This is a genomic window from Flavobacterium sp. LS1P28 (genome assembly GCF_003970335.1).
Lineage (GTDB): Bacteria > Bacteroidota > Bacteroidia > Flavobacteriales > Flavobacteriaceae > Flavobacterium.
Map to the genome: position 1 here is coordinate 252,486 of NZ_RYDI01000002.1, position 17,716 is coordinate 270,201.

Below are 17,716 nucleotides of genomic sequence, written 5' to 3' on the forward strand. Positions count from 1 at the left end.
AAAGGTTAATTTTTTAAGGAGGTTATTTATGTGCTTTAAAATCTATAAATTCGCTGATATTTTTTCATTTTTAAACACAAATACAATTGGCATCTAAAGATAAAGAAGTTAAAGAAACTCCGTTAATGAAACAGTACAACGAGATCAAAAGGAAGTATCCGGATGCGTGCTTGTTGTTTCGTGTTGGGGATTTTTATGAGACATTTGGGGAGGATGCTGTTCGTGCCTCTAAAATATTAGGAATTGTATTGACCAAGCGTGGAGCGGGCTCTGAAACCGAGACGGCTCTTGCCGGTTTTCCGCACCATTCCTTGAATACCTATTTGCCAAAATTAGTAAAAGCAGGACTTCGTGTAGCGATATGTGATCAGCTCGAAGATCCAAAACTGACTAAAACCATCGTGAAACGCGGCGTGACTGAACTTGTAACTCCCGGTGTTTCCATGAATGATGAGGTTTTACAGTCTAAAACGAATAATTTTTTAGCAGCTGTTTTTTTTGCCAATAAATCCATAGGGATTTCATTTCTGGATGTGTCTACCGGTGAATTTTTGACGGCACAAGGCAATGCGGAATATATTGACAAACTCTTACAGAATTTTAATCCCAGTGAGGTTCTGATTCCAAAAAATAATAAAAATGATTTTCGGGAGATTTTCGGAGACGACTATCATAGTTTTTATCTGGAGGATTGGATTTACAAAGAAGACTATGCATTCGAGACCTTAACCAAGCATTTTCAAACGGTGTCTTTGAAAGGATTTGGAATCGAAGACCTGAAAGAAGGAATTATTGCTTCAGGAGCGATTTTATATTATTTATCCGAGACGCAGCACAATCGGGTGCAGCATATCACCTCGATTCAACGCATTGCCGAAGATGCTTATGTCTGGATGGATCGTTTTACGATTCGCAATCTGGAATTATACCATAGTTACAATCCCAATGCGGTGACATTGCTAGATGTTATTGATAAAACGCTTTCACCAATGGGGGGACGTTTGTTGAAACGTTGGTTGGCATTGCCACTGAAAGACAGTGCTAAAATAAAAAGTAGACATGAAGTAGTTTCGTATCTAAAAGACAATCAGGACGTCCTGAAAAACATCCAAAATCAAATCAAGCAAATTTCTGATTTGGAACGTTTGATTTCGAAAATTGCCGCCGGAAAAGTCTCGCCTCGCGAGGTTGTGTATCTAAAAGAATCATTAGATGCGATTATTCCAATAAAAACCTTGGCGCTGGAAAGCCCGCAGGAAGCTGTAAAAGTAATTGGTGATAGTTTGCACAACTGTGAATTGTTGCGTGAAAAGATAAAAACGATTCTCAATCAAGATGCTCCTGTGGCTATTGCCAAAGGGAATGCGATTGCCAAAGGGGTCAATGCAGAGTTAGATGATTTGCGGGCAATATCAACTTCCGGAAAGGAATTTTTGGACGGAATCGAAAAACGAGAATCGCAGTTGACAGGAATTTCCTCGTTGAAAATATCTTTTAACAACGTTTTTGGTTATTATATTGAAGTACGAAACCTGCATAAGGATAAAGTTCCTGCGGAATGGATTCGGAAACAAACTTTGGTTAATGCAGAGCGTTATATTACGGAAGAATTAAAAGAATACGAAACTAAAATACTCGGTGCCGAAGAGAAAATCCATAAGATAGAAGTAGAGTTATTTGAACAATTGGTGAGTTGGATTGCCACGTATATAAAACCCGTTCAAATGAATGCTAATTTAGTAGCGCAACTGGATTGTTTGTGTTCTTTTACCCAATTGGCCATCGAAAATAAATATATTTGTCCGGAACTGGACGAAACATTCGAACTGGAAATCAAAAACGGAAGACATCCTGTTATCGAAAAACAATTACCACTTGGCATGCCTTATATTGCTAATGATGTTTTCTTGGATAGAGAAACGCAGCAACTGATTATGATTACGGGTCCAAATATGTCTGGAAAGTCAGCCATTTTACGTCAAACCGCTTTGATTGTACTCTTATGTCAAATGGGGAGTTTTGTCCCTGCAGACAGCGTGAGAATGGGAATTGTCGATAAGATATTCACTAGAGTAGGAGCAAGTGATAATATTTCGATGGGAGAATCTACTTTTATGGTCGAAATGAATGAAACAGCTTCCATTTTGAATAACATTTCGGATAGGAGTTTAGTCCTTTTGGACGAAATTGGGAGAGGAACGAGTACGTATGACGGTATTTCAATCGCATGGGCAATTGCGGAGTTCTTACACGAACATCCTTCAAAACCCAAAACATTATTTGCAACGCATTATCACGAGTTGAATGAAATGAGTGAATCACTGCCAAGAATTCAGAATTATAATGTTGCTGTCAAAGAATTGAAAGATACCGTGCTTTTTATTCGAAAATTGGTAAAAGGAGGAAGTGCCCATAGTTTTGGAATACATGTGGCAAAAATGGCCGGAATGCCTCAAATCGTTATTTTGAAAGCACAGAAGCTTTTAAAAAAATTAGAAAAGAATCATTCCAGCGATGCGCTGAACGGGATTAAGGCAGCAAAAGATGGCTCGAGCCTGAAAGGCGAACAGGCGGAGCAAATGCAAATGAGTTTCTTTAATCTGGATGATCCTTTATTGGAAGAAATTAAAGAAGAGATCCTAAATCTCGATATCAATACCATTACGCCTATGGAAGCGCTGATGAAACTCAATGAAATTAAAAGAATGCTGACTAGAAAATGATTTTATTTGTTTTAAAGTTTAGGTTATCAGAACGTTAACTTTAATCTGTGAATTTTTCATAAAAAAGGCTTGTGTAATTCAATAAATGTCTTAAATTTGCATCCGCAATACAGAACAAGTATCGCGGTTCTTTCTAAGAATTGAAAATGCGAAAATAGCTCAGTTGGTAGAGCGCGACCTTGCCAAGGTCGAGGTCGCGGGTTCGAGCCCCGTTTTTCGCTCGACACCACATAATGCTCGGATGGTGAAATTGGTAGACACGCTGGACTTAAAATCCAGTGAACAGCAATGTTCGTGCGGGTTCAAGTCCCGCTCTGAGTACTAAACCGCTTCAACTGAAGCGGTTTTTTTTGTTTTATGGTTTTTAATAAAACTAAATCTGTTGGAGCCAATATCAACTCCTTGCTTTTTCGTGATTCATAATTTGAATTTTTGTTATTTTAATAAACTATGGGAGCTTTCGTAATAAGTAAACGATATAATGACGAATATAAATTTGTTTTTACTTCCAGAAAGGGGAAAATAGTTTTTACAAGTTTGAGTTATGAACTGAAATTTGAGTGTGAAGAAGATATTGAAAAATTTAAAGCAGCAATTGAAACTGCTGACTTTTTAAAATTTAAGTCTTCCGGTGGGAAGTTCTATTTCAAATTGATAGTAAGTGGTAATCATTTCGCAACAAGTAGAAAATATACCACATCGTTGCGTTTGCAAAAAGGAATTGACGAAATTATTCGGTATGGCTCAATTTCGGAAATACTAGACTTTTCAGCAAATGATTTTGTTTTTATCGAATGAATCTTTAAATAAAGACATAAAAAAAGAGAATCTCGGCTAGTTGCTGAGACTCTCTTTTTTGCTTTTGAAAATCTGTTTCTCGAAAGAGGAGGTTTTGCAAATTAAAAAAGCCATCTCGCATAGCGGATGGCTTTAAAATTTTTAGAATTTGAGTTCTAATTATTTTTTTGCAGCTTCAGTAGCAGCAGCTTCAGTAGCAGTTGCAGCAGAATCAACAACAACAGCAGCAGAGTCAACAACAACAGCAGCAGAATCAACTACCATAGCAGCAGAATCAACAACAGCAGCAGCGTCTTCAGCAGGAGCGTCAGCTTTTTTACATGATACAACAGTCAAAACAGCAACAGCAGCTAAACTTAAAAATACTTTTTTCATCTTAATTTAATATAAAAGGTTAATTATTAATTCTTGGCAAAGATATAAATTTTTTAATATGTAAAATATTTTTTTATTTTTTTTTTAAAAAATATTATTTTTTATGCACGCTAGGATAAAAAGCAAATAGTGTGCCAGTCAAAGTAAATATTTAAGAAACGTTTAATATTGGTGCTATACTCTCGTTTTTTTTGCTATTTTTATTTTAAGTTTTTCTTTTTCAAGGAGTTGGTTTTCTTGGGGTGAACTAATTTTAATTCGGTGATTAAATTTTTTGCACCTGCGTATTTATCGATAATGAACAAAACATAGCGGATGTCTACCATGATATTTCTGCAGATACTGGGGTCGTAATAGAGGTCGCTCATTGTTCCTTCCCAGACCCGGTCAAAATTAAGTCCTACTAAGTTTCCGGAAGCATCAATCGCAGGGCTTCCTGAATTGCCCCCGGTAGTATGATTGGTGCCAATAAAGCAAACTGGCATTTTACCATTTTCGCTGTACGGGCCATAATCTTTTGTGTTGTAGAGGTTCACTAGTTTTTCAGGAACATCAAATTCATAATCTCCCGGAATGTATTTTTCCATAACACCATCTAAATAGGTTATTGGAGTGTATACAGTAGCATCTTTAGGCTCATATCCTTTTACTTTTCCATAGGTTATTCTCAAAGTACTGTTGGCATCTGGAAAAATCCTGCTATCCGTGTTTAATTCTAACAGCGCTTTCATGTAAGTACGTTGCAGTGCTGTAATCTTCACGTTGATTTCGTCATATTTTGGAGCTACTTCTTTACCGTATTTATCGGCTATTTCTTTAACTAACAGGAATCCGGGGTCGTTATTTAAATTTGTTAAAACAGTTCCGGCGTCACCTGACAGCAATTCTATTAGGCCGGCATAATTTTGAAGTTTGGATTTAGTATATATTTCCGAGGCCAAATTCCCTGCATTAACGTTGACCAAACTTTGCGGTAAAAATTGTTTTGGAGATTTTGTCGCATACAATTCGATCAATTGTTCAAAAACTTTTTCATCTACAGTTGAATTGAAGTTTTTATAAAAATTAGCCAATCCGGGTATTAAATTATTTTTTCGGTCTGTAAAAGATTGTTCTCCTTTGGCTTTATACACTTGTTCTAATTGGTATAACTTGTATCCAGTACTGAGCAATTCCGTATTGCGCAGAACTACTTCCGTAAAATAGTCTCTTGCTAGCGCATAAGGAGCTATTTCTGTGTAGTTTTTGTCAAAATCAGCCAATACTGTTTCATATTCTTTTTCTTTGCCTGCTTTTGTTATTTTTTGTTGAAACGTTTTCTCAGATTCTCTTTTTACAGTAACTGCATTTGATTTTTTTAATCCTTGTGTCTCGCCAATCCATTTTTTCCAATAATTAGCAGTACTTGCATATTTTGAGGCGTACTGAATTTTGATGGCGTTGTCTTTTCGCATAAAACTATCAGCTATTTTCAGGGCTTTGTCTCTGATTTCGATTTTTGCAGGATTCAGTTCGGTTATAATTTGCTCAATTGCAACAGCGGGTAAATATTCGTTTGTTTTGCCCGGGTATCCAAAAACCAATGTAAAATCATCCTCGGCTACGCCATCCAGTGAAATAGGCAAGAAGTGTTTGGGGGTGTAAGGCACGTTGTCTTTTGAATATGCAGCCGGACGATTGTTTTTATCGGCATAAATTCTAAACAAAGAAAAATCGCCAGTGTGACGTGGCCAAACCCAGTTGTCAGTGTCAGAACCAAATTTTCCGATGGCAGTAGGTGGAGCGCCAACCAAGCGCACATCCGTAAAGGTTTCCGTGACAAAAAGCATGTATTGATTGCCTTCGTAAAACGTACGAATTTTATTTTCCTGCCAATTTTCCTTTGGCAACAAATTAGACAATGCCGTAATGTTCTCTTGAATTTTCTTTTGTTTTTCGGCTTCACTACTAAGGGAAGCAGTGCCTTCCAGAATCGATGTGGTTACATCCTCAATTTTTACCATAAAAGTAACTGTCAAACCTTCATTTGGTAATTCATCTTCCATTTTGTATGCCCAAAAACCATCTGTCAGATAATCATGGTCAACGGTAGAATGCGATTGAATTTGAGAAAATCCACAATGATGATTGGTCAGGATTAGTCCTTTTGGAGAAATAACTTCAGCGGTACAGCCACCGTTAAAATGAGGTACAGCATCCTTGATGCTGGATTGATTCACATCATAAATGTCTTTGACGGACATTTTCATGCCAAGATTTTTCATTTCAGTTTCATTCATTCCTTTTAGCAACGAAGGAATCCACATGCCGCCTTGCTGGGCTTGCATCTGAATGACAAATAGGACTAAGAATAATTTTAAAAATTTCATAGTATTAAATTTAGAGTGTAATTTTATATGATTTTGTACTTCATTAATTGTCTGTTGTGCGATTCAAAACCGCTGGCGAGATACATTTTTTGTGCTTTTTCATTGTGCGGTTCCACTTCCAGATAAAGCAACTGTAACGATAGTTTACGACTTTCAGTTGTAATAAATGCAATGGCTTCGTTACCAATCCCTTTTCCACGTGCTTTTTCGGTGACATACAATTCGTCTAAAAAAGCAATTCTTCCTTGGTGTTCAAAACTAAAAACAAAGGTTAGAATAAGATAGCCCACAATTTCGTTGACGGATATAATGAGCCATGCTTTTCCTAAATTTTCATTGGAAATAAATTCTTGAAATAAAGTTTTGGACACATCAACAGAAATGGGATAATTATCTATGGCATAAAATTCCTGCATCAGCGAGACAATGGTTTCAATATCAGTAGCAACCAGAGGTTTAAATTCAATCATTCAAAATATGGTTTAAAATAATGGTGGTGGCGCCTTTATTCATTTGTACAAAAGTGCTGGATATATGACCTTTTTCCTGTCGGATATCATCATTATGAATCAGGTTTTCAAGGGCTTCGTCCAATTCTTTTTGGTTGTTGACGGCAACACAGGCCTCCATATTGACCAAAGCAATTGCTTCTGCAAAATGCGAATAGTTGGGGCCAATAAGGATTGGAACACCAAAAGTTGCCGGTTCTAAGACATTATGAACGCCGGGATTCCCAAAACCGCCACCCACATAGGCAATATCCGCATAACTGTATATTTTTGTCAAAAGACCAATGGTGTCAATGATAAAAACATCGAAATCCTGTAGGGACAAGTCGCGACTTGTCCCTACAGTCTCCATTTCAGAGAATAAAATAGTTTTTTTGGTAATGCTGTTTTTTAAATTCTGAATTTGTTCCTCCTTTATATTATGTGGCGCAATAATAAATTTGACATTGAAAGTATTCGAATTTATAAAATTCACTATTAAATCTTCATCTTTTGGCCACGAACTTCCCACGACAATAGTGAGTGTGTTGTTTTTAAAATCAGAGATAAAATCCAACGAATTGTCTTTTTCTAAAATTGTAGCCACTCGATCAAATCGGGTGTCGCCAGAAACAGCAACGTCTGTTTTGCCTAACTGCTGCAGTAATTTTTTGGAAGTTTCATTTTGAACAAAAAAGTAGGTAAAGGCATCCAGCGCTTCTCTGTAAAAGCCGCCGTACCACTTGAAAAACAGTTGATTTTTTCTAAGAATTCCAGAAATCAGGTAGGTTTTAGTATTTGATTTTTTGAGTTCAAATAAATAATTGGGCCAATATTCGTATTTGATGAAAAACACTAAATCCGGATGAACGAGATTCAAAAATTGTTGTGCATTTTTCTTGGTATCCAAAGGCAAATAAACTGTAACATCAGCAACTGTATTGTTTTTACGGACTTCATAACCCGAAGGAGAGAAAAAAGTAAGCACGATTTTGTGCGAAGGAAACTGCTTTTTTATCTTTTCGAGCACGGGTAAACCTTGCTCGTATTCACCCAAAGAAGCGGCATGAAACCAAATTGTTTTGTCAGTAGGTTTTATTTTTTGTTCCAAAATAGGGAAAACTACTTTCCTGCCATCCATGAAAAGTTTCATTTTTGGACTGAAAAGTGCTGTGATTGTTAATAAAAAACCAGCAAATTGAACCACTAAAGTATAGAGAAAAAGCATGATTAAAATTTTTGGGCTAAAATACGGTTTCTTTATTTTAATTTCTTCCACAGCAATATTTAAATTTTGGTTGTTAGGAATGTCATTTTTAGTTCATTTGAATAATATCTTTTTTTAATGTAGGTTGTATTGGTTTCAACTCATAAATAGCTATTTTTGTTCTTCGTTTTAAGAAAGTATTTACTGTATTAAGAAATGGTATTCTTTCGAACATTAAACAAAAATTGTAATGAAAAAAATCCAAATGGTTGACTTAAAAAGTCAATATGAAAAAATAAAAGATACCGTTAACATTTCTATTCAGGAAGTTTTAGATACTAATACTTATATTAATGGACCTCAAGTTCATCAATTTCAAAAATCATTAGAAGAATATCTGGATGTAAAACACGTAATTCCGTGTGCAAATGGAACTGATGCGTTGCAAATTGCCATGATGGGACTGGATTTAAAACCAGGCGATGAGGTAATCACTGCCGATTTTACCTTTGCAGCCACAGTGGAAGTAATTGCTTTGTTGCAATTGATACCGGTTTTAGTCGATGTGGATCTATATAATATGAATATTTCTATCGAAGGAATCAAAAAAGCGATTACGCCAAAAACAAAAGCGATTGTACCGGTACATTTGTTTGGTCGTGCCGCCAATATGGAAGCGATTATGGCGATTGCAAAAGAATATAACTTATACGTTATCGAAGATAATGCGCAAGCGATTGGTGCCAATTGTAAATTTTCGGATGGCACTAAAAAGAAAGCGGGAACGATTGGACACGTAGGAGCAACTTCGTTTTTTCCTTCAAAAAATCTTGGGTGTTACGGAGACGGCGGAGCTGTTTTTACCAATGATGATGCTTTGGCGCACAAACTTCGCGGAATTGTAAATCACGGAATGTATGAGCGATACCACCATGATGTAGTAGGCGTAAATTCCCGATTAGACAGTATTCAGGCGGCCGTTTTGAACGCAAAGTTGCCTTTGTTAGATGAGTATGGAAGAGCCAGACAAGATGCAGCCAGGAAATATTCTGCGGCTTTTGAAGGGCATAAAAATATCGTTGCACCAACTATTTGTTCAATTTGTGACTGTCACGTTTTTCATCAGTACACGTTACGAATCATTGATGCTGACAGAAATGGCTTGATGCAGCACTTATTGGAAAAAGGAATTCCTTGTGCTATTTATTACCCAATTCCGTTGCATTTACAAAAAGCCTACGCTGATTCCCGTTACAATGAAGAAGATTTTCCGGTAACCAATCAGCTAGTCAGGGAAGTGCTTTCGTTGCCAATGCATACTGAATTAGATGACGAGCAAATTAAATTCATCACGGATTCGGTTTTACAATATTTAAAATAATATTGTTGTAGAGACGCGATTCATCGCATCTTTTTTATAAACGATTAGATGCAGTTTATTGCGTCTGTACAAAATTAGAAATCATGAAAATAGTAGTCACAGGTGGGTTAGGGTTCATAGGGTCTCACACCGTAGTGGAATTGCAAAACGAAGGGTTTGAAGTTGTCGTTGTAGATAATTTATCGAATACTTCCTTGAGTGTTTTGGACGGAATTCAGAATATTACGGGAAAAGTTCCGGCTTTTGAAAAATTAGATTTGCGCGAAAAAGAAAAAGTGCAGAATTTTTTTAAAAGGCACCCTGATATTTCAGGGGTCATTCATTTTGCAGCTTCAAAAGCAGTGGGCGAAAGTGTTGAGAATCCGTTGTTGTATTATGAAAATAACATCAATACACTGGTATATGTTTTGCAGGAATTACAGCTAAAACCGGAAGCAAATTTCATTTTTAGTTCTTCTTGTACGGTTTATGGTCAGGCCGAAACCATGCCAATTACGGAAAATGCATCTATTCAAACCGCCATGTCTCCTTATGGGAACACGAAACAAATAGGAGAAGAAATCATTACTGATACTGCCAAAGTTACTAATATCAATGCTATATTATTACGCTATTTTAATCCAATTGGGGCGCATCCTTCTACTGAAATTGGAGAATTGCCTATTGGAGTTCCTCAGAATTTAGTGCCGTTTATTACGCAAACCGGTTTTGGATTGCGAAAAGAACTTTCGGTTTATGGTGATGATTACCCTACTCCAGATGGAACGGCAGTACGCGATTACATTCACGTAGTTGATTTGGCGAAAGCCCACGTAATTGCTCTACAGCGCTTATTGAACAAAAAAAATACGGCTAAAGTAGAAACCTTTAATCTGGGAACCGGAACCGGCAGCTCAGTATTAGAGGTTATTCATACTTTTGAAAAAGTAAGTGGTAAAAAATTGCCTTATAAAATTGTAGGTCGCAGAGAAGGAGACATTACCTCAGCTTACGCCAATACAGATAAAGCCAATACTATTTTGGGATGGAAAGCACAATCCACGCTGGAACAAGCTATGGCAAGTGCCTGGAAATGGGAACAGAAGATTAGGAGGTGAAAAAATCACACCCGCTTCATGCCAAAAATCAAAAACCTTCAAAATCATTTGATCTTGAAGGTTTTGATTTTTGGGGTTCTTGCGGAACTGTTTGCGAATCATTTCATCTAGGATTTGAATAAAATGACTCTGAGGAATCCTTTCTGGTTTAATTTGGAAAAAGTAGTTTTGTATTGCTATCTTTTTGTATTAAAGTTGCAAAACTGCCACAAGCGGTAAGAACTAAAAATATAAATTTCTCATGTTAAATTATATGAAAGTCAGGATCTGGACTGTATTTAAAAGCCCAACAGCAATAGTATTAGCTTCGTGTTCGTGTAGCGAAGAGTCAACATCAAGTGAAATAAAAAAGAAGTGAAAAAAGAGGAAGGTGAAGTAGCATGCTGGACTATTTGTCCGGAATGTCAGGGACGTGGCAAAAAAAGTCGTGGGATCAGCAAGAAAGCGCGACTCCGCTATCAACTAGCATTTGATCTATTTGAAAAAACAAAAGACGAAGGAGTGGCTCCAGTGTATCCCAAGGGTCACTTATACTCCTGTTTGAACTGTTACGGATCCGGTTTGGTTCATTCGGATAGTCACCCGGTTGCGGATAAAAAAAACTTCCCACACGTTGCTATTATCGGTGGTGGTATAGGAGGAGTGGCTCTAGCGGTGGCTTGTTTGCACCGCGGGATTCCTTTTACGCTATTTGAACGCGACAGCAACTTCGATGCTCGCTCTCAGGGCTACGGACTTACTTTGCAACAAGGGAGTAAAGCGATCGAGGGATTAGGTATTTTTTCTTTAAAAGAAGGAGTGATTTCAACAAGACATCTGGTTCATACTGCAGAAGGAAAAGTGATTGGGGAATGGGGAGTCAGAAAATGGATACAGTCAGATACGAAAACATCTCCCAAGCGTTCCAATGTACATATTGCACGACAATCGATGCGTTTAGCCTTACTAGAGCAACTCGGCGGACAGGATGCAGTACAATGGGGGCATCAGTTGGTAGCGTTTGTGGCATGTAAGGATGGTGTTGATTTAAGCTTTCAAATAGACGGGAAAATAAAGAACTACAAAGCAGATCTTGTGGTTGGAGCCGATGGCATTCGTAGTTCGGTACGGACGCTACTGATTGGGGAGGATATTACTCCATTACGATACCTAGGTTGTATTGTGATATTGGGAATTTGTCCTTTAAGTGCTCTCGAAGATCGTACAAGCCATTTACTAGACTCTGCAACTGTATTTCAAACCGCCAATGGCAATGAGCGGATCTACATCATGCCTTATACGTCAGACTCAGTGATGTGGCAACTTAGCTTCCCAATGCCAGAACAAGAGGCTAAGACATTAAGCGCTCAAGGACCTCAAGCACTCAAGGAAGAAGCGTGTCGTAGAACGCAGTGGCACGATCCCATTCCTCAGATTTTAGCGGCGACCCTGAAAGCACAGATTTCTGGATATCCTGTGTATGATCGAGAATTGCTCCAGTCAGAAATGATGGAGAAATGGGGGGCAGTGACTTTGATTGGTGATGCGGCTCACCCGATGAGCCCCTTCAAAGGACAAGGGGCAAATCAAGCCTTGCTAGATGCACTTTCGCTGGCTCGCGGAATCTCAAAGGGATGTGGTCCTTTATCTCAATGGAGAAAAGTTGGAATAAGGGAAAGTGTGTTAACGAAGTTTGAAGCGGAAATGTTAGAACGCAGTGGGATCAAAGTGCACGATTCAGCTACAGCTGCAGAGTTCTTACATTCTGATATCGTGCTTCAAGAGGGTAATGCGCCCAGAGGACGGAGTCTAAAGAAAGAAGATATTTGATCCGCAACAATTTTAATATTGATCATAAACGAAGTGTTCCGTTAAGTATTAAACATAAAAAAACTCCATTAGAAATAATGGAGTTTTTGTGGGCGATGAGGGGTTCGAACCCCCGACCCCCTCGGTGTAAACGAGGTGCTCTGAACCAGCTGAGCTAATCGCCCTAAACAATTTGGTTACTTTCGTTTCCGTTATTGCGTGTGCAAATATACGCCACTTTTCTAGATTTGCAAGTAAAAACTAAAAAAATTATAAAATTTCTGCTACTACAAAGGTGCTTCCACCAATGTATATAAAATCAGTTGCTCCGGAATTTTTCAGTGCGGCATGATAAGCTTCTGAAACAGAATTGTATATTTCCCCTTTTAGGTCAAAGCTAGCCGATTTTTGTTTTAGAATTAGAACATCCAGCCCACGAGGAATATTGGGTTTGCAGAAATAATAAATTGCTTTTTTAGGAAATAAAGGCAGGATTTCGTTCAAATCTTTGTCATTTACAACTCCCAAAACAATATGTAATGCTTCAAAAGTTTGTTTTTGGATTTGATTCAACACAATTTCCAGTCCATTTTTGTTATGTGCAGTATCGCAAATAACTTTGGGGAATTCTCTTAATTGTTGCCATCTTCCCTGCAGTCCGGTATTTTTCACCACATTCAATAAGCCGGATTTTACATTTTCAGAAGTGATTTTAAATTCGTTCTGATTGTTTAAAACGGTGATGGTTTCTAATACTGTTTTTTTATTGTGCCTTTGATAATCGCCAATTAAATCAGAAGGATAGGTTTCTGAAATTAAATCAGCAGCAAAATAGATTTCCGAATTGCATTCTTTGGCTTTAGCCAAAAAAACAGATCGGGTTTCAGGAGTGTATTCTCCTATTATCACGGGAAGGTTGGGTTTGATAATTCCCGCTTTTTCAAAAGCGATTGATTCAAGTGTGTTGCCCAAAAATTGCGTGTGGTCCAATCCTATATTGGTAATCACCGAAACTAATGGAGTGATAATATTGGTAGCGTCTAATCGTCCGCCCATTCCCACTTCTATAACGGCGATGTCTACTTTTTCTTTGGCAAAATAATCGAAGGCTAAACCAACGGTCATTTCAAAAAAACTCATGTCATTGGATTCAAAAAAATGTTTGTGTTCATGGATGAAATTAGTAACAAATTCCTCGGAAATATCCTTTCCACTAATTTTTATACGTTCCCTAAAATCCTTTAAATGTGGGGAAGTGTACAAGCCAACTTTATACCCAGCTTCTTGAAGTATGGATGCCAACATGTGCGAAGTAGAGCCTTTTCCATTAGTTCCCGCAACATGAATGCATTTTATTTTTTCTTGAGGATTGTCAAGATGTGCTGTGAGTAAATGCGCATTGGTTAAATCTTTCTTGTACGCCGAAGCGCCCTGAAGTTGGTACATCGGGAGCTGGTTAAACATCCAATTGGTGGTTTCCTGGTAGTTCATTTTTGTAATAAAATAGTAATTGTTTGAAATATTTTTCGTTTTTTTTAGTTTAATAGTACATCGAAAAGTATCTTTAGTGCAAAATTGAAATAATTTTTAGAATTAATGATTAAAATACAATAATATTATATGTTTAGTTTTATACAATTACAGGCCGACACGATTACCAACGCTGCTTCAAACGTAGTTATTGAAAAAATTGCTTCAAATGCCGAAATATCCACTTTAGGATTCCTTTTAAAAGGGGGCGTGTGGCTTATCCCAATCGGGATTCTATTATTTTACACTTTTTATCTTATTATAGAACGCTATTTGTATATCAATAAAGCATCAAAAATTGATACTCTTTTGATGCGCGATGTACGTGATAATCTTAATTTAGGGAATCTTGATTTAGCTCGATCTATTGCAGAACGAAATAATACGGCTTCAGGAAATATCATAAAAGAAGGAATTCTGGTTATTGGGCGACCAATTATTGAAATTGAATCTAATATGGATCGTGCTGCAGATATCGAAATAGGAGAAATGGAAAAGCAGTTAGGTCACTTAGGTCTTATAGCCGGAATCGCACCTACGTTAGGGTTTGTTGGAACTATTTCTGGAGTAATTAAAATATTTTATAGTATTTCAGTTACTGAAAATATTAGTATCGGTAATATTTCCGGGGGATTGTATGAAAAAATGATCAGTAGTGGTGCGGGCTTAATCGTTGGTATCATTGCCTACAGCGGATATCATATATTAAACGGCAAGATTGATAATTTCGCTTTAAAAATTCAAAAACAAATCCTGGAGTTTGTAAATATTATTCAAAGATCGTAACATGTCTATAAAACGAAAAAGAAGATTTCATGCTGAGGTAGCCACATCGTCATTAAGTGATATTATGTTTTTCCTGTTGTTGTTTTTCTTGATTATATCAACCTTGGCAAATCCTAACGTGATCAAGATGACCTTGCCAAAAGCTCAGGCGAACGAGAAAACAAATAAGCAATACATTAGTTTATCTGTCACTGAGGATAAAAAATTCTACATAGACAAGCAGGCGGTTTCCTTTGAAGAACTCGAAACAACCTTGATGTCTAAGATGAATTTAGAGAAGGATCAAACGGTTATTGTTCGTATTCCATTCAATTTGCAAGTGCAAGACTTAGTTGATGTACTGCAAATAGGAGTCAAAAACAATTTGAAGTTTGTGATTGCTACCAGTCCAAAGTAATACTGTCATTTTATTTACAGGATTATTTGGGCGTGACCGTAATAGAAAAAGGGGCTAATCAGCATAGTGTTGATTAGCCCCTTTTTCTATTGCGGTCGGGCTATTCGCAGTACTTCGGTACTTGCTTCTATCCCTTACGCAAAGTTGTATCTGATGTTACGCAGTTGTCATTACTTTATTCCTCGCAATGATAAAAAGATACGCTTCCTAATTGCTCTAATTCAAATTGAAATTGTAAACAATTTTACCGACTTGTTTTTCCGGGGCATCGCTGCTGGCATCCCATCTCGTGCTCATTGCTGCAATTCGGGCTTGGTCTAATAAACATTTTGCGGTATTCGTGGTTCCTCTAACACCAGCAACGGCATTTACTGTCCGTCCGGATCTGTCTACAGATACTTCAACTACAACTTTGCCTTGTTCATTACACGTATATTTTGGTGCGGGTTTAGAAACAGCTTTTCTGTTTCCTAACGAATATCCCACTCCGCCGCCAGAGCCACTTCCGGTTCCACCCCCGCTTCCGGAACCATAGCCACTGCCAGTTCCTATTCCGCTTCCAGTACCGTTTCCGCCGCCTGTTCCTCCTCCAGAACCACCCGTTCCATAATAACCGTTTGAACTCAGGCTTCCGTTTGCTTTTCCTTTGTTTCCGGCTACTTTGTCATCGCCATCTCCGCCTTTATTGGAGCCTTTCATGAAACTGGATAAAGCATTATTGGTATTGTTAGAAACTTTAGGTTTTACAACTACTGGTTTTGCTGCTTCTTTTATAACTACTGTTGGTTTTTTAGTTTTTTCTTTTGTCGGAATCACAACACTTTCTTCAGTGCTGTTTTCCTGAGATAAAATAGCTTCCTCTGGAGTTGATTTAGCAGGCGTTTGTCTGGTTTGGTTTTTTACCTCCAAAACTTCGCTTTTATAATTCGCACCCGAACCTAAATCGCTGTCGCCAAAATTTACTGTAACGCCACCGCCACCACCGCCACCAGCAAGTTCATCCATGTTTGCAGGAGGCCAGAAACGGATAAAAAATAAAATTAACAACATTGTCGCATACAAAAGAATGGATAGTGCTAACGATTTCTTTTGATCTGATAAAATGGTGAAACTCATTTGTGTTTTAAATTTAAAAAAGTGTATTACTAAAAAACGTTGAAAAGTACTAAAAATTGTTAAGAGTAAAAAGCGACTGCCAGAATATAAATAAGATCGCTTTCGCTTAAAACTAAAAATAAGAAAAGGGATTAAATATATTATAAAATCTTCTTAATATCAGTTCCGAGATTAAAGAATAATGAGTTGGGTAATATTAATAAAAATTCAAATTAATTTTAAAAAAATCGAACCACATAGAAACATAGAAAAAAAGAGTCATATAGCCCAATTCTTGAGTTCACCTAGCCATGGTTTTTACTAAAAAGTGAAACGCCTTCCATAAAGTAAAAATCTATGTTTCTATGTGGTTAAAAAATTAAACAAATTGAATTACACCCAACGGGTTAAAGAATACGATTGTATTTTAAGTAAGCTGCTTTAATGCGATTTCAAAAGCGGTGGCGCTAATATTTGTTCTACTGGGATTCAAATTATGCGCTTTTTCAATCGCTTTTTTAATAATTTCTGAAGTGTCTTGAAAAATAGCTTCATCCGTCATTTGTACTTTCTTTTCCATGAAATAAGCAAAAACACGAGCCATACCACAATTAGAAATAAAATCAGGAATCAAACTCACTTTATGATCTACATCTTCCATAATTGGACCGAAAAATATTGCTGTGTCAGCAAAGGGAACATTTGCACCACAAGAAATTACTTCAAGCCCATTTGCAATTAAGCTGTCAATTTGTGATTGAGTGACTAATCGGGAGGCGGCACATGGAGTGAATATTTCAGCACCAATTGTCCATATTTTTTGATTGATTTCTTCAAAAGGAATCATGTTTTCAGCAACCAGTTTGTTTCCGTCTTTGGCCAAAAATAAAGCTCTAATTTCTTCAAAAGTGAATCCTTCTTCCTTTATTAATCCACCATCTCTGTCGATAATACCAATTACTTTAGCACCCATTTCGGCTAAGTAAAATGCGGCAGCTGAACCGACATTTCCAAAACCTTGTACGATAGCTTTCTTTCCTTTTACATCGCCACCATAAATCGTGTAATAATTACGAACGGCTTCGGCAACGCCATAACCTGTAATCATATCAGCAATAGTATATTTTCTGGAAACATCTGGTGAGAATTTTGGATTTTCAATCACTTTCACCACACCCTGACGCAATTGTCCAATTCTGTTGATTTTATCTGCTTCTGTCGGTTTGAAGTGACCGTTGAAAACGCCTTCTTGAGGATGCCAAACGCCACATTCTTCCGTCATGGGAATTACTTCATGAATTTCATCCACATTCAAATCGCCACCGGTTCCGTAATAGCTTTTCAATAATGGAGAAACGGCTTTATACCAGCGTTGTAAAACGCCTTTTTTTCTTGGATCATTCGGGTCAAAATTAATTCCAGATTTAGCGCCGCCAATAGCTGGCCCGGAAACCGAAAATTTCACTTCCATGGTTTTTGCCAGAGATAACACTTCATTCATATCCAGCCCTTTTCTCATACGAGTACCGCCACCGGCAGCGCCACCACGTAGCGAATTGATGACTGTCCATCCTTCAGCTTCAGTTTCAGCATCTTTCCAATGGAAAACTATTTCAGGTTCTTTATTTTCGAATTTCTTTAATAAATCTTTCATTTGTTGCGATATATTTAATTTTGGCAAA

At 37.4% G+C, this 17,716-nt stretch carries 15 protein-coding genes and 3 tRNA genes; 10 read left to right on the top strand and 8 right to left on the bottom strand.

Features of this window, described 5'->3' with window-relative positions; translation table 11 throughout:
* The first annotated feature begins 86 nt into the window (after positions 1–86).
* The 4 genes from mutS (at position 87) to EKL97_RS03050 (ending at position 3,521) form a co-directional block, all read left to right on the top strand.
* Positions 87–2,723, top strand: coding sequence for a DNA mismatch repair protein MutS (mutS, locus tag EKL97_RS03035; protein ID WP_199741548.1), 2,637 nt, complete (start codon positions 87–89; stop codon positions 2,721–2,723).
* 148 nt (positions 2,724–2,871) lie between these two features.
* A tRNA-Gly gene (locus EKL97_RS03040) sits at positions 2,872–2,944 on the top strand.
* 14 nt (positions 2,945–2,958) lie between these two features.
* Positions 2,959–3,044 (top strand) — tRNA-Leu (locus EKL97_RS03045).
* A gap of 129 nt (positions 3,045–3,173) precedes the next feature.
* Complete coding sequence (locus EKL97_RS03050) at positions 3,174–3,521, top strand: DUF1508 domain-containing protein (RefSeq protein ID WP_126568062.1); 348 nt, start codon at positions 3,174–3,176, stop codon at positions 3,519–3,521.
* A gap of 159 nt (positions 3,522–3,680) precedes the next feature.
* Here EKL97_RS03050 and EKL97_RS03055 read toward each other — a convergent pair whose 3' ends face one another.
* From EKL97_RS03055 to EKL97_RS03070, 4 genes are all read right to left on the bottom strand, one after another.
* Positions 3,681–3,896: a hypothetical protein gene (locus EKL97_RS03055; protein WP_126458662.1), complete on the bottom strand. Its 216-nt coding sequence runs from the start codon at positions 3,894–3,896 to the stop codon at positions 3,681–3,683.
* Positions 3,897–4,096: 200 nt separating this feature from the next.
* Complete coding sequence (locus EKL97_RS03060) at positions 4,097–6,265, bottom strand: S46 family peptidase (protein WP_126568064.1); 2,169 nt, start codon at positions 6,263–6,265, stop codon at positions 4,097–4,099.
* 23 nt (positions 6,266–6,288) lie between these two features.
* On the bottom strand, positions 6,289–6,735 hold the full coding sequence (locus EKL97_RS03065; RefSeq protein WP_126458669.1) for a GNAT family N-acetyltransferase: 447 nt from the start codon (positions 6,733–6,735) through the stop codon (positions 6,289–6,291).
* Positions 6,728–7,981 carry a 3-deoxy-D-manno-octulosonic acid transferase gene (locus EKL97_RS03070; RefSeq protein WP_126568066.1) on the bottom strand — a complete coding sequence of 418 codons (1,254 nt, stop codon included), beginning with the start codon at positions 7,979–7,981 and terminating at the stop codon, positions 6,728–6,730. Before EKL97_RS03070 ends, EKL97_RS03065 begins: the two co-directional genes overlap by 8 nt.
* Before the next feature lie 229 nt (positions 7,982–8,210).
* On the opposite strand from EKL97_RS03070, the gene EKL97_RS03075 reads away from it, so the two are divergent.
* From EKL97_RS03075 to EKL97_RS03085, 4 genes are all read left to right on the top strand, one after another.
* A complete protein-coding gene (locus EKL97_RS03075; protein ID WP_126451752.1) occupies positions 8,211–9,341 on the top strand; it encodes a DegT/DnrJ/EryC1/StrS family aminotransferase in 1,131 nt (376 codons plus the stop codon).
* A gap of 83 nt (positions 9,342–9,424) precedes the next feature.
* Complete coding sequence (gene galE / locus EKL97_RS03080; protein ID WP_126458678.1) at positions 9,425–10,438, top strand: UDP-glucose 4-epimerase GalE; 1,014 nt, start codon at positions 9,425–9,427, stop codon at positions 10,436–10,438.
* Positions 10,435–10,560: a hypothetical protein gene (locus EKL97_RS15965; RefSeq protein ID WP_255416324.1), complete on the top strand. Its 126-nt coding sequence runs from the start codon at positions 10,435–10,437 to the stop codon at positions 10,558–10,560. The genes galE and EKL97_RS15965 overlap by 4 nt, the downstream gene beginning before the upstream one ends.
* Positions 10,561–10,792: 232 nt before the next feature.
* Positions 10,793–12,247: an FAD-dependent oxidoreductase gene (locus tag EKL97_RS03085; RefSeq protein WP_126568068.1), complete on the top strand. Its 1,455-nt coding sequence runs from the start codon at positions 10,793–10,795 to the stop codon at positions 12,245–12,247.
* Between the two features lie 89 nt (positions 12,248–12,336).
* On the opposite strand, the gene EKL97_RS03090 is transcribed toward EKL97_RS03085, so the two are convergent.
* Positions 12,337–12,411, bottom strand: a tRNA-Val gene (locus EKL97_RS03090).
* An 85-nt stretch (positions 12,412–12,496) separates the two neighbouring features.
* Positions 12,497–13,717, bottom strand: a complete 1,221-nt coding sequence (locus EKL97_RS03095; protein WP_126568069.1) for a bifunctional folylpolyglutamate synthase/dihydrofolate synthase — start codon at positions 13,715–13,717, stop codon at positions 12,497–12,499.
* A gap of 129 nt (positions 13,718–13,846) precedes the next feature.
* Between EKL97_RS03095 and EKL97_RS03100 the strand changes: the two genes are divergently transcribed.
* Together EKL97_RS03100 and EKL97_RS03105 are read left to right on the top strand one after the other, a co-directional pair.
* Positions 13,847–14,542, top strand: a complete 696-nt coding sequence (locus EKL97_RS03100) for a MotA/TolQ/ExbB proton channel family protein (RefSeq protein WP_126568071.1) — start codon at positions 13,847–13,849, stop codon at positions 14,540–14,542.
* Between the two features lies 1 nt (position 14,543).
* Positions 14,544–14,939 carry an ExbD/TolR family protein gene (locus EKL97_RS03105; protein ID WP_126458690.1) on the top strand — a complete coding sequence of 132 codons (396 nt, stop codon included), beginning with the start codon at positions 14,544–14,546 and terminating at the stop codon, positions 14,937–14,939.
* Between the two features lie 216 nt (positions 14,940–15,155).
* On the opposite strand, the gene EKL97_RS03110 is transcribed toward EKL97_RS03105, so the two are convergent.
* Together EKL97_RS03110 and EKL97_RS03115 are read right to left on the bottom strand one after the other, a co-directional pair.
* Positions 15,156–16,055 (bottom strand): energy transducer TonB, encoded by a 900-nt coding sequence (locus tag EKL97_RS03110; RefSeq protein ID WP_126458693.1) that lies wholly within the window; start codon positions 16,053–16,055, stop codon positions 15,156–15,158.
* A gap of 406 nt (positions 16,056–16,461) precedes the next feature.
* Positions 16,462–17,688 (bottom strand): Glu/Leu/Phe/Val dehydrogenase dimerization domain-containing protein, encoded by a 1,227-nt coding sequence (locus tag EKL97_RS03115; RefSeq protein WP_126451759.1) that lies wholly within the window; start codon positions 17,686–17,688, stop codon positions 16,462–16,464.
* Positions 17,689–17,716: the final 28 nt, after the last annotated feature.

What these genes read in the sequence shown, in the direction of transcription:
- EKL97_RS03050 (WP_126568062.1), top strand. Translation starts at nt 3,174, where the DNA reads ATGGGAGCTTTCGTAATAAGTAAACGATATAATGACGAATATAAATTT.
- EKL97_RS03075 (WP_126451752.1), top strand. Translation starts at nt 8,211, where the DNA reads ATGAAAAAAATCCAAATGGTTGACTTAAAAAGTCAATATGAAAAAATA.
- EKL97_RS03115 (WP_126451759.1), bottom strand. Translation starts at nt 17,688, where the DNA reads ATGAAAGATTTATTAAAGAAATTCGAAAATAAAGAACCTGAAATAGTT.
- EKL97_RS03065 (WP_126458669.1), bottom strand. Translation starts at nt 6,735, where the DNA reads ATGATTGAATTTAAACCTCTGGTTGCTACTGATATTGAAACCATTGTC.
- EKL97_RS03095 (WP_126568069.1), bottom strand. Translation starts at nt 13,717, where the DNA reads ATGAACTACCAGGAAACCACCAATTGGATGTTTAACCAGCTCCCGATG.
- EKL97_RS03070 (WP_126568066.1), bottom strand. Translation starts at nt 7,981, where the DNA reads ATGCTTTTTCTCTATACTTTAGTGGTTCAATTTGCTGGTTTTTTATTA.
- EKL97_RS03110 (WP_126458693.1), bottom strand. Translation starts at nt 16,055, where the DNA reads ATGAGTTTCACCATTTTATCAGATCAAAAGAAATCGTTAGCACTATCC.
- galE (WP_126458678.1), top strand. Translation starts at nt 9,425, where the DNA reads ATGAAAATAGTAGTCACAGGTGGGTTAGGGTTCATAGGGTCTCACACC.
- EKL97_RS03055 (WP_126458662.1), bottom strand. Translation starts at nt 3,896, where the DNA reads ATGAAAAAAGTATTTTTAAGTTTAGCTGCTGTTGCTGTTTTGACTGTT.
- EKL97_RS03100 (WP_126568071.1), top strand. Translation starts at nt 13,847, where the DNA reads ATGTTTAGTTTTATACAATTACAGGCCGACACGATTACCAACGCTGCT.
- EKL97_RS03060 (WP_126568064.1), bottom strand. Translation starts at nt 6,265, where the DNA reads ATGAAATTTTTAAAATTATTCTTAGTCCTATTTGTCATTCAGATGCAA.
- EKL97_RS03105 (WP_126458690.1), top strand. Translation starts at nt 14,544, where the DNA reads ATGTCTATAAAACGAAAAAGAAGATTTCATGCTGAGGTAGCCACATCG.